This window comes from Caulobacter sp. GSs2 (genome assembly GCF_058680895.1).
On record NZ_CM178725.1, the window covers coordinates 321540 to 333480 of the forward strand.

The 11941-nt window shown below is 66.5% G+C and carries 11 protein-coding genes; 2 read left to right on the forward strand and 9 right to left on the reverse strand.

From position 1 onward, the window contains the following. Positions 1–6 precede the first annotated feature (6 nt). The 3 genes from ACW17Z_RS01525 to ACW17Z_RS01535 form a co-directional block, all read right to left on the reverse strand. Positions 7–1221, reverse strand: a complete 1215-nt coding sequence (locus tag ACW17Z_RS01525) for an acyl-CoA dehydrogenase family protein (protein ID WP_419317015.1) — start codon at positions 1219–1221, stop codon at positions 7–9. A 133-nt stretch (positions 1222–1354) separates the two neighbouring features. Then, positions 1355–2236, reverse strand: a complete 882-nt coding sequence (locus ACW17Z_RS01530) for a nicotinate-nucleotide--dimethylbenzimidazole phosphoribosyltransferase (protein ID WP_419317016.1) — start codon at positions 2234–2236, stop codon at positions 1355–1357. Between the two features lie 47 nt (positions 2237–2283). Then, positions 2284–2610 (reverse strand): hypothetical protein, encoded by a 327-nt coding sequence (locus ACW17Z_RS01535; protein WP_492057322.1) that lies wholly within the window; start codon positions 2608–2610, stop codon positions 2284–2286. A 79-nt stretch (positions 2611–2689) separates the two neighbouring features. Between ACW17Z_RS01535 and ACW17Z_RS01540 the strand changes: the two genes are divergently transcribed. Next, positions 2690–2905, forward strand: a complete 216-nt coding sequence (locus ACW17Z_RS01540; RefSeq protein ID WP_492057323.1) for a DUF1289 domain-containing protein — start codon at positions 2690–2692, stop codon at positions 2903–2905. A 3-nt stretch (positions 2906–2908) separates the two neighbouring features. Here ACW17Z_RS01540 and ACW17Z_RS01545 read toward each other — a convergent pair whose 3' ends face one another. Next, complete coding sequence (locus tag ACW17Z_RS01545; RefSeq protein ID WP_492057324.1) at positions 2909–3241, reverse strand: hypothetical protein; 333 nt, start codon at positions 3239–3241, stop codon at positions 2909–2911. Positions 3242–3496: 255 nt separating this feature from the next. On the opposite strand from ACW17Z_RS01545, the gene ACW17Z_RS01550 reads away from it, so the two are divergent. Continuing rightward, positions 3497–4012, forward strand: coding sequence for a TIGR02281 family clan AA aspartic protease (locus ACW17Z_RS01550; protein ID WP_419317023.1), 516 nt, complete (start codon positions 3497–3499; stop codon positions 4010–4012). Here ACW17Z_RS01550 and dusA read toward each other — a convergent pair. The 5 genes from dusA to nirB all read right to left on the reverse strand — a co-directional run bounded on the left by dusA (position 4009) and on the right by nirB (position 11926). After that, a complete protein-coding gene (gene dusA, locus ACW17Z_RS01555) occupies positions 4009–5028 on the reverse strand; it encodes a tRNA dihydrouridine(20/20a) synthase DusA (protein WP_419317025.1) in 1020 nt (339 codons plus the stop codon). The genes ACW17Z_RS01550 and dusA overlap by 4 nt on opposite strands. A gap of 633 nt (positions 5029–5661) precedes the next feature. Next, positions 5662–6432 (reverse strand): uroporphyrinogen-III C-methyltransferase, encoded by a 771-nt coding sequence (gene cobA / locus ACW17Z_RS01560; protein WP_492057325.1) that lies wholly within the window; start codon positions 6430–6432, stop codon positions 5662–5664. Beyond that, positions 6422–9115, reverse strand: coding sequence for a nitrate reductase (locus ACW17Z_RS01565; protein WP_492057326.1), 2694 nt, complete (start codon positions 9113–9115; stop codon positions 6422–6424). The genes cobA and ACW17Z_RS01565 overlap by 11 nt, the downstream gene beginning before the upstream one ends. Then, entirely contained in the window at positions 9108–9461 is a 354-nt protein-coding gene (nirD, locus tag ACW17Z_RS01570) for a nitrite reductase small subunit NirD (RefSeq protein ID WP_492057327.1), read from the reverse strand. Before nirD ends, ACW17Z_RS01565 begins: the two co-directional genes overlap by 8 nt. After that, complete coding sequence (gene nirB, locus ACW17Z_RS01575) at positions 9458–11926, reverse strand: nitrite reductase large subunit NirB (RefSeq protein WP_492057328.1); 2469 nt, start codon at positions 11924–11926, stop codon at positions 9458–9460. The genes nirD and nirB overlap by 4 nt, the downstream gene beginning before the upstream one ends. Positions 11927–11941: the final 15 nt, after the last annotated feature.

The window sequence follows — 11941 nt, forward strand, 5'->3', positions numbered from 1 at the left end:
TGGTGGCTAGAGCCCCAGCACCATCTTGGCGATGATATTGCGCTGGATCTCGTTGGAGCCGCCATAGATCGACGTCTTGCGGACGTTGAAATAGCTGGGCGCCGCGCGATGGCTGAAGTCAGGGCCGATCGGGTGGGCGTTGTCGCCGTCGTTCGGGAAGCCCCGGAAGTACGGCGAGCCATAGTGGCCGGCAGCCTCCAGAACCAGCTCGGTGATCCGCTGCTGGATCTCGGTGCCCTTGATCTTCAGGACGCTCGACTCGGGCCCAGGACCTTTGCCGGACGCTTCGCCGGCCAGGGTGCGCAGCTCGGTGAACTCCAGGGCGGTCAGGTCGATTTCCAGTTCAGCGACCTTGCGCTTGAAGGTCGGGTCCTGGATCAGGGATTCGCCGTCATCCGACAGTTCGGCGGCGGCAATGGCGCGGATGCGCTCGATGCCGCGCTTGGAGCGGGCGACGCCGGCGATGCCGGAGCGTTCGTGGGCGAGCAGGAACTTCGCGCAGGTCCAGCCCTTGTTCTCGTCGAAGATGCGGTTCTCGACCGGCACCTTGACGTTCTCGAGCCAGACTTCGTTGACCTCGTGCTCGCCGCCCAGGGTGATGATCGGACGGACGGTGACGCCCGGCGACTTCATGTCGATCAGCAGGAACGAGATGCCTTCCTGGATCTTGGCGACGGGGTCAGTGCGAACGAGGCAGAAGATCCAGTCGGCGTGCTGGGCCAGGGTGGTCCAGGTCTTCTGGCCGTTGACCAGGTAATATTCCTTGCCGTCGTCGCCGGTGAAGCGCTCGGCCTTGGTCTTGAGGCTGGCCAGGTCAGAGCCCGCGCCCGGCTCGGAATAGCCCTGGCACCACCAGATGTCGCCCGACAGGGTCTGCGGCAGGAACCGCTGCTTCTGCTCGGGCGTGGCGAAGGTGTAGATCACCGGCCCGACCATGTTGATGCCGAAGGGCAGGATCGGCACGCAGTCGGCGCGGGCGGTCTCTTCGGACCAGATATAGCGCTGAACCGAGGTCCAGCCGGGACCGCCGACCTTCTCGGGCCAGGCCGGGGCCACCCAGCCCTTGTCGGCCAGAACGCGGTGCCAGGCCAGGAAGTCTTCCTTGGCCATTTCCTCGCCCTCTTCCTGCTTTTCACGCAGGCCGGCCGGATAGTTTTCAGCGATGAAGGCGCGGACTTCGTCGCGGAAGGCGACGTCTTCGGGCGAAAAGTCGAGGTTCATGGCGGGCTCCCGGTTTCGGCCTCTTTGATGAGGGGCCGATTGATCTGTGCGCCACGATAGATGTCGAACGGACGTTTGGAAAGATGACGTTAGCGTCAACGGAAGCGAATATGATCCGCGTTCAGTTAGAACCCTAACGGGCCTCACAAGCCAGCTTGACGAGGGCGAGAGCGCTGGCGCCGCCCACACCTTCCTCGTCGACGATATCGAGCGCCAGAAGCGGCCGCTTGTCGAGGGCCGCCAGCAGTCGGGCATGGCCCTTTGCCGCGCCGACATGGGCGGCGATGCAATGGTCCAGCAACGCCGGATCGATCCGATAAAGTACGGCGGCGGCGGCGCAGGCCGCATAGCCATCCAGCAGCACCGGAATTTTCTGAATGCGAGCGGCCAGGATCGCGCCGGCGACAGCGGCGGTCTCGCGGCCACCCAGCTGACGCAGCACCTGCAGCGGGTCATCAAGTCCGCCTTCCTCGCGGACTCGCTCGACAGCGGCCACGACCAGATCCGGCGCGTCTGTCCAGTCGCTGGCCTCGCCGCCGAACAGGGCCAAGGCCATACAGGACGCAATCATGTCGGTTTCAGCGGCGATCACTCCGGGAACCAGCAGGTCGGGCTGCTTAGCCAGGGCCTCCATGCCAAAGGCCATGGTCGCGGCGCACTCCTTCTCGCTCATCGCGGCCTTGTCGACGGCGTTGGGCGTTGGGCGGTCCACGGCGAGATCGAAGGCTTCCAGACCCGCGCCCTGCGCGCCCGCCAGTCGGCAAACGCTCGCGCCGCCGGACGCCACGGCTTCAAGCCGGTCGCGGGCATAGCCGCGCGGACCCACGCCCTGGCGGGCGCCGGCGTACAGCGCCACCACCGGCCGGTTCACGGCGGGCGGCGTCTTGCCCGTCCAGGCGGTGAGCCAGGACGAGATCTCCGCCAGCCGGTCGGACTGGTCCAGGGCGGGCGCGGCGCCGGCCGCCGGGGGAGCGGAAGCCAGGGCGCGAATGTCGTCGAACGGTGAAGCGGTCATGGCGCGGGCTTTGGCGCCCGCGTCCGGTCTTGTAAAGTGGCTGGCGTCTAGCGGGCCAGCAAGGCCTGGCAAGAACCGTCGCGCTCAGCGATCAGGCCGGCCTTGGCGGCCTCATCGGCCCGTCGGGCCTGACCACTCGCCGTGCTCATCGCCTCCGAGGCCTTGTCGATGATGTGGTCGGCCCGCCCCTGGCGCTGGGCCTTGATCAGAACGCCGAACGCAGCGGCGTCGCTCGAGCCCAGACTGGAAGCCTTTGCCAGGGCCTGACAGCGCGAGGCCTGGATGAACTGGATATCCGTCAAGCGGGGCCCGGCCAGGACTGGCGTGGCCGTCGCCAGGACCAAGGCGGCGCAAGCGAAACGAGCGATGTTCATAAATCCCTCCCGAATGAAGATCAGAGCCCCCGCTCGCGTCGGACGTTGCGCCGCGCGCGCGAACCGGAGACAATTGGTGATGGACTCGACCGCCGCCCCACCCCGCCCGATCGCCACCCCTTGCGTGAAGGTCTGCGCCGTGGATGGTCGCAGCGGCTATTGCCTGGGCTGCCGTCGCACCCTGCCGGAAATCGCCAGTTGGGGCCGGCTGAGCGATCAGGAGAGGGCCGAGATCATGGCCGCCCTCCCCGATCGCCCCGATCCTGCGACCAGCCTGATGACGGGCCAGACCTGAACCTTACTGGCCGCCCTGCAGCCAGGCGGCGCAGTCGTCCTGGCGTTCAGCCAGCAGCTTTTCCTTCTTCGCGCCCTCGGCCTTGTCGCCCTGCGCCTGAGCCGCCTTCATCTTGGTATTGGCGGACAGCTTGAGCGACAGCGCGCGCGGATAGCCTTCGGTGCGCAGCAGCAGATCGACGGCTGCGGTGTCGAGCTGGCCAAGGCCCTCCGAAGCCGCCAGGCCGCGACAGCGCGCCGCCTGCAGGAATTCCTTGTCGGAGACCTTCGATCCGGCATGGGCGACGCCCGTCAGCGCCGAAGCAACGATAGCGGCGGTGATGATGATCGACTTCATTTGAGTTCCCTCGATAAGCAACTTTTTGCGCGGCAAGGGATACTGCTGTCCAAAACATAGCTGAAGTTAATTCGAGGACATGTAGTTCATTACACAAGTTTAATCACAGTATTTATCGAAAAACGACAATCGGCATTACGCCATCATTAACTATAAGCAATAAATCATCGGTGCGATTCACCGGTTGCAAACGCCTTTCGCTCTAGGGTCCCCTTCAACGGCCGAAGAAAACGGTCACAAAGCCTTCAAGGCGGGGTGTCTTCGATGTTGAAGTTCGCGGCGATCGCGATGGTGGGAGCGCTCTCGGCAGTGGGAGCCGCCAAGGCCGTGGTGTCTCTGGACGACCTGCGCCACCCGGAGTTGCGCGCCCCGACGGCGGCCAGCGCCACGCTCGGCGGCGCGGACGGCGCAGCCCAACTCACCAAGGGCGCCGACGGACATTTCTGGGCCGAGGCCGCGGTCGACGGCAAGGCCGTTCGGTTCCTGGTCGACACCGGCGCCACAGCCGTTTCATTGAGCCTGGCTGACGCCCAGCGCCTGGGCATCGACACTGACAAGCTGACCTACGATTACACCGTCATCACCGCCGACGGCCGCACCCGCGCCGCGTCTGTGAAACTGGCCAGCGTGGCCATCGCCGGCGCCCGCGTACGCGACGTCGACGCCCTGGTCATCGAGAAAGGCCTGGAAACCTCGCTGCTGGGCATGAGCTATCTGGGCCGCCTGTCGCGCTTTGAGGCCACGCCCCGCGCGCTGATCCTGCACCCTTAAGCGGAAACGCTCTCGGCGAACCGGGCTTCCCGCGCCTCCATCGCCTGGCGCACCGCGTCGAGGGCGCGATCGACGACTTCCAGACCGGCGCCGGACGGCACGCCCTCGACCGTCAGGATCCGCCGCCACGCGCGCGCGCCCGGCAGCCCATGGAACAGGCCCAGCATGTGCCGGCTCATCGCCGCCAGATGGACGCCCGCCGCCAGCTTCTCGGCGATATAGGGCTTGAAGCGCTCAACGGCCTCGAACTCGGACACATCGGCGACGGCCTCGCCGAACACGCGCCGGTCCACCGCGCCCAGCAGACCCGGCTCATGATAGGCAGACCGCCCCAGCATCACCCCATCGACATGGGCCAGGTGGGCCTCGACCGCGTCGAGGTCAGTGACGCCGCCATTGATCACGATCGTCAGCTGCGGGCGTTCGCGCTTGAGCCGATAGACCAGCTCGTAGTCCAGCGGGGGAATGTCGCGGTTTTCCTTCGGCGAAAGCCCCTTGAGCCAGGCCTTGCGGGCGTGAACCACGAAACTGCCGACGCCCGCTGCGGCGCTGGCGTCGACCAGGGCGAACAGGCTTTCCTCGGAATCCTGGTCATCGACGCCGATGCGGCACTTCACCGTGGCCGGAACCGACACCGCATCGCTGATCGCCGCCATGCACTCGGCCACCAGTTGCGGCTCGCGCATCAGGCAGGCGCCGAACCGGCCGCTTTGCACGCGGTCGGAGGGGCAGCCGACGTTCAGATTGATCTCGTCGTAACCGAAGTCCTCGCCGATCCGCGCCGCCAGCGCCAGGTCAGCGGGGTCTGAGCCGCCAAGCTGCAGGGCCACAGGATGTTGCCCTGCATCGAAACCCAGCAGCTTCTCGCGGTCGCCATGCAAGACGGCGCCGCTGGTCACCATCTCCGAATAGAGCAGCGCGCGGCTCGACAGGGACCGATGCAACGAGCGGCAATGCCGATCGCTCCAGTCCATCATCGGGGCGACGGAGAATCTATGCGGTTGAAGCGGCGTCATTTCCGGTGATTTCAAAATTTGTCCGACGGCGTAGGTGCGAGGGCGCGACCTGATACACCATCTTTCCAGACCTTTGCCGGCCATTCTTACACCAGCCTCGCCAGTGTCGCGATCGACCAGATTCGGAGCGTGACCGGTCGCGCAGTGCAGAAGGCGCAAAGAGAAACGGCCGGCTCCCAGGAGAGCCGGCCGCCATCTAGGTTTCGAGCCTTATTCGGCTCTAGAACGGTTATGCACACCTATCGGGTTGCAATAGTGCGCAAGCACTCTGATCGATCAAGGTTTTTTCGGTTAAGCCGAACGAAAATGACAACAAATATCTGTTTTGGCTTCGCTTTTATTGCGCGGTGCGAGCCTTTCCGCTCGCGCGCGCCGCGCAACTTTCTTTCAAGATGAGGTTGAGGGGGGCCGGGGGAGAAGGAGAAGATCAGTATAGAGCAGAGGACGCCAGCGGTGGGGAACCGAACGAGCTCCCCTCGGCCAAGATCGGTGATCTAAACTCCTGCTACTTCGCTACCGCCAAACACCGGCCTTTCTGGTCGCTCGCGTCAAGGCTGCGCCAGGCGCGGACTCTCGAACCACCCCAGGAACATGACGTTCAGCTCACAGCCAACACGGACATCCGCCTGCCACTCAAGCGGACGCCCTCTTCGGCGCCTCATGGACCAAAGCCTCTCCGACACCGGAGACAACCTCGCCGATTACGATCAGTAGCGGGCCACCCGACGTCGAGGCTCCGAATTGGGCAAGCTCCTGAAGGGTCGCAGCCGTCAGCTTGGCGTTCGGTCCACCGACGCTCTCCATGATCGCGACCGGCGTTGTCGGAGACCTCCCCTGCAGAAGAAGCGCGAGCGCCAGAGAAGACGCCGCTTCGCCGCCCATATAAATGGCCAAGGTGGCTTCGGGATCGGCGCCCAGTTGCCAGTCGCTGACCGCTCCGGCGCCTTCGACCCGCGCGGTGGCGAAGATCACTCGCCGGGCCTGGCCACGATGCGTGAGCGGGAAGCCGAACTGCGCCGCAGCAGCGCAAGCGGCTGTGACCCCTGGCACCACCTCGACTGCGATCCCGAAGCGCCGCAGATAGTCGGCCTCTTCGCCGACCCGTCCGAAGATCGAGGGATCGCCGCCCTTCAGACGCACCACCCGCAGGCCTTTGCGCGCCAGGCGCAAAGCCAGGCGATTGATGGCGTCCTGGCTCATGCTGGGACGCCCGGAGCGCTTGCCGGTCTCGATGCGGATGCAGCCCGGCGGCGCCAGGGCGATGGCCTCCTCTGAGATCAGGGCGTCATACAGCAGCGCCTGGGCGCTCTCGACCGCCCGCACCGCGCGCAACGTCATCAGATCGACGGGACCAGGGCCTGCGCCGACGAGCAGGACACAGCCGGCCTTGGGGTCATGCGACATCGACGGTCTCCTTGGCGAGCTTGAGGGAAGCGGCGATCATCCGGGCGATCTCGGGCCGGCAGGAGCCGCAATTGGTCCCCGCCCCGGTTACCTCGCCCACAGCGTCTGGATTGACGGCGCCGACCGCGATGGCGGCCTGGATAGTCTTGGCGCCCACCTTCAGGCAGGCGCAGACCAAAGCGCCCTTGTCGACTGGTGCTCCGGGTGGACGGCCAAACAGCAGGGCCGAGCGCGCTTCGGCGCCCAGCACCGGCGCGGTGAAAAGCTCGGCCAGCCAGTCACGCGACGGCAGGGCTCCGCTGGTGGTCATGAACAGCACCGCCGCCAATCGCCCGTCGCGGACCCAGGCCTCGCGCCGCGAACCGGACCCGGCGTCCTCATAGGCCACCAACTCGCCGACCAGTCTCTTTGACAGCACCTTGCGGACGACCTCGCGTTGGGCCTGGTCGCCGCGCCCCGCGAACTCATGCTGCTGACAGGCCTCCTGCGGAATCCGTCGCCACACAAGATCCTGGCCAGCAGGCGCGCTGAGGCTGTCGCGCGAGAGAAAAAAGCCCTTCCAGGTTTCGCGATAGGCGCGGATCCGGGCTGGGGTGTGCTTGAATTCCGGCTGACCGGAGATTGGGTCGATATTCGGCGCGATCAGGCCATTGGACCGCCCTGACGGCGCGAAGGCGGCGGTCCAGTGCATGGGCATGAACAGGTCGCCGGGGCGTTGCCGGTCGGTGACCCTGGCAATGACGACGGCTTCGCCACGCGCGGTCAGGACTCGGGTCAGAACCCCGTCTTTGACGCCGGCGGCCTCGGCGTCGACCGGATGCATCTCGACAAAGGGCTCGGGCGCGTGGCGGCACAGGTCGGGCGCGAGACCCGTACGGGTCATGGTGTGCCACTGGTCGCGGATGCGGCCCGTATTGAGTGATAGCGGATAGGCGTCGCTGACAGCGTCGGCGGGCCCCTTCGGACGGGTCGGGATCATCCGGGCGCGAGTATCAGGGGTCTGAAAACGGCCGTCGACAAACAGACGCGGCGCGCCCTGCCCGTCGGCTCTGACCGGCCACTGCACCGGCTTCAGGCCGGCGTAGCCCTCCGGATCGATGCCGGTCAGACCCGAAAGGTCGAGCAGGCGGCCGTCATTCTCATAGGCCGTCAGGCGCGCCCATTCACGGAACACGCTGGCGGGGCTCGACCAGCCGAAACCGTCATGGCCCATGGCCACGGCGACGTCGGCGATGATCCTCCAGTCGGCTCGGGCCTTGCCCGGCGCGACGAACAAGGGCCGCTGACGCGAGATGCGACGTTCGGAATTGGTGACCGTGCCGTCCTTCTCGCCCCAGGCCAGGGCCGGCAGCTTCACATGGGCGAAGGCGCTGGTGTCGGTGTCGGCGATGCAGTCGGAGACGACCACGAACGGGCACTTGGCCAGGGCCTCGCGCACTCGGCCGGCGTCCGGCATCGAGACGGCCGGGTTGGTGGCCATCACCCAGATCGCCTTGATCCGGCCGTCATGCACCGCCTCGAACATGTCGACGGCCTTCAGGCCCGGCTTGCGGGCGGTGTCGGGCGCGCCCCAGAAGCGGGCGACGCGATCTCGGTCGGCCGGCTCGAAGTCCATATGGCCGGCCAGGGTGTTAGCCATGCCGCCGGTTTCCCGGCCGCCCATGGCGTTGGGCTGGCCGGTGATCGAGAACGGGCAGGCCCCGGGCTTTCCGATGCGGCCTGTGGCCAGATGGACATTGAGGATCGACAGCCCCTTGGCCACGCCCTGGGCTGACTGGTTTGCCCCCATCGAGAACAGACTGACCGTCCTGGGATGGGCGGCGAACAGATCGAAAAAGGTCAGCAGGTCGACCAGCGCCAGACCGCAGTCGGCGGCGACCGCCTGGGGCGACTGGTCGAGTTCGCCCAGGGCCGCCTCGACCGCGTCAAAGCCGTTCACATGGGCGGCGATATAGTCGCGATCAATCGCGCCGCGCCGGATCAGGTCAGCCAGCAGGCCAGTCCACAGGCGCACATCGCTCTGCGGCGCGATGGCCAGGTGCAGATCGGCGCCCTCGGCGGTATCGGTGCGGCGCGGATCGATGACCACGTGCTTCTGGCCGCGCGCCCGGGCCGCCTCCATGCGCCGATAGAGCACCGGATGGGTCCAGGCGGCGTTGTGGCCGCTGAATACAACGAGGTCAGCCAGATCGAGGTCTTCATAGCAGCCGGGCACCAGGTCGGCGCCGAAGGCCTGCTTGTGAGCCGCGACCGCCGAGGCCATGCAGAGTCGGCTGTTGGTGTCGATATTGCCCGAGCCGATGAAGCCCTTCATCAGCTTGTTGGCGACGTAGTAGTCCTCGGTCAGCAATTGGCCGGAGACATAGAAGGCCACGCTGTCCGGACCGTATTTGGCGATGGTGTCGCCAAAGCGTTTGGCGACCAGAGCTGTCGCCTCGGTCCAGCTGGCGACGCGTCCGCCGATCGTCGGCTCCAGAAGCCGACCTTCGAGACTGACGGTGGAGCCCAGCGCCGTACCCTTCGAGCAGAGGCGCCCCAGATTGGCCGGATGGGTCGGGTCACCCGCCACCGACACCGCCCGGTTCTCGCCCCGGTCGGCGGTCACGACAGCGGCGACGCCGCAGCCGACGCCGCAATAGGGGCAAGCGGTCTTGACCGAAAGGGCGGAGCCGCCGTCAGCCATCGGCCTCGACCAGAGCCAGGCTCAGCAGCAGGCGGCCGTCGCGAACCTCCAGCGGCACGACGGGCGTGCAGCCCTTGCCCTTGTCAGCGCCCATCGGCTCGCCGGTGGCCAGGTCGATCGACCAGTTGTGCAGCGGACAGGCCACGGCCCGACCGTGGACAATCCCCTGGCTGAGCGGCCCGCCCTTGTGCGGACAGGCGTCCATCAGGGCAAAAACCTCGCCATCGCCCGTCCGGAAGATGGCGATGTCGCCGCGCGGGCTGGTCACGCGCCGCGCGCCGCGACGGGGAACATCGGTTACCGCGCCGACGTCGATCCAGACCGGCTCTTTGACGGGGGCGTTCATGCGGGAGCGAACTCCATCCGGCGGCTCATGGGGGTGAATTCTTCGTTGTGGCGACCGGCCACGCGCTCGGCCCAGGGGTCGATGCGGGCGAAGCGCTGCGAGAAGACAAAGCGGTCGTAGAGGGCCTTGCGCTGGTCCGGATCGGTGACCTGGACTTGGATGGTCTCCAGACCCACGCGCGCCATCCACTTGTAGACGCGCTCCAGGTACCAGCCTTCTTCTCGGTAGAGCTGCATGGCGGCGGCAATGACCCAGACCACCTCGTCCTCCGAGGCGACATGGGTCAGCACCTTGGTGCCTTGGATGTGCAGGCCGGCCGCGCCGCCGATATGGATCTCGTAACCGCTGTCGACGCAGACGACGCCGAAGTCCTTGCAGGTGGCTTCGGCGCAGTTGCGGGGGCAACCTGACACCGCCAGCTTGACCTTGGCCGGCGCCCACGAGCCCCAAAGGAACTTCTCGAGGCGAATCCCCAAGCCCGTGGAGTCCTGGGTGCCGAACCGGCACCAGTCGCTGCCGACGCAGGTCTTCACCGTGCGCAGGCCCTTGGCATAGGCGTGGCCGCTGACCATGCCGGCGGCGTTCAGGTCGGCCCAGACGGCCGGCAGATCGTCCTTTTTGACGCCCAACAGATCGATGCGCTGGCCACCGGTGACCTTGACCGCCGGAATGGCGAACTTGTCGGCGACATCGGCGATGGCCCGCAGTTCGTCCGGCGTTGTCATGCCGCCCCACATGCGCGGCACAACGCTGTAGGTGCCGTCCTTCTGGATGTTGGCGTGGACCCGCTCGTTGATGTAGCGCGACTGCTTGTCGTCGCGATATTCGGCGGGCCAGGCGCACAGCAGATAATAGTTCAAGGCCGGCCGGCAGGACGAGCAGCCGTCGGGCGTGGTCCATTCCATGGCCTGCATCACCGCCGGCATGGACTTCAGGTCCTGGGCCAGGATCGCCTCACGGACGGCCGAGTGCGGATGGTGCGTACATTTGCACATCGGCTTGGGGCCGACCTGGGCCTTGAAGTCATCGCCCAGGGTGAGCTTAAGCACCTGCTCGACCAGCGGGGTGCAAGAGCCGCACGAGGCCGAAGCCTTGGTGACCGCCTTCACGTCATCCAGGGTCGTCAGACCCTGGCTGGTGATGGCCGAGACGATCGAACCCTTGCAGACACCGTTGCAGCCGCAGATTTCCTGCGTATCGGGCATGGCCGCAACGGCCGCATTAGGGTCCAGGCCGGACAAACCCTCCGTGATGGCCTGACCGAAGATCAGGGTGTCGCGAATGTCGGCGACCATGGTCCCGGCCCGCATGAGGTCGAAGTACCAGCCACCGTCGGCGGCGTCGCCGAACAGCACCGCGCCGGCGACCTTGCCGTCCTCGATGACCACGCGCTTGTAGACGCCGCGCCCGGCATCGCGGAACACGATGTCCTCACAGCCCTCCCCCCCGGAAAACTTGCCGGCCGAGAACACATCGACACCCGAGACCTTCAGGCGAGTAGAGAGGACGGAGCCTTCATAAGCCCCCTCCCCGTCGGTCAACGAGAGGGCCAGCGAGCGGCACATGTCCCAGATCGGCGCGACAAGGCCGTAGCAATTGCCCCGGTGCTCGGCGCATTCGCCCACCGCGAACACGGCCGGATCGGAGGTGCGCATGGCGTCATCCACCACCACGCCGCGATTGACGGCCAGACCCGCTTCGCGCGCCACGGCAGCGTTGGGACGGATGCCGACGGCCATGACCAGCAGATCGCAAGGCAGGACGCGGCCGTCTTTCAGCTTGAGGCCAGCGACCTTGCCGTCTTCGCCAACGATCTCTTCGGAGTGCGCGCCCAGAACCGTCTCGACGCCCCGCTCCAAGAGGGCCTCGCGCAGCAGGAAGCCGGCGCTTTCGTCCAACTGGCGCTCCATCAGAACGTCCATCAGGTGAACGACCGTGGCGGCCATGCCGCGACGGGCCAGGCCATAGGCGGCCTCCAGCCCCAGCAGGCCGCCGCCGATCACCACGGCGCGGGCGCCCGGCTTGGCCGAGGCCGCGACCATGGCCTCGACATCATCCAGATCGCGGAAGGTCACCACGCCTTTCAGGTCGGAACCTGGCAAGGGCAGACGGAAGGGATCAGAGCCCGTGGCCAGGATCAGCTTGTCGTAAGCGAGCGAAAGCCCGCCTTCGGCTCGCACCGCCTTGCCTTTGATATCGACCTCGACGACCGCGCGGCCCGCATGCAGGGCGATGCCATTGTCGCGATACCAGGCCTCGTCATTGATGACGATGTCCTCGAAGGTCTTCTCACCCGCCAGCACGGGCGAGAGCATGATGCGGTTGTAGTTGACGCGGGGCTCGGTCCCGAAGATCGCGATCTCGTAGCGGTCGGGATCGCGCTTGAGGACTTCCTCGACCGCTCGGCAGCCAGCCATGCCGTTGCCGATGACGACCAGACGTTCCCGAGTGTGGGCTTTGCTCATGGCGTTGCTCATTTC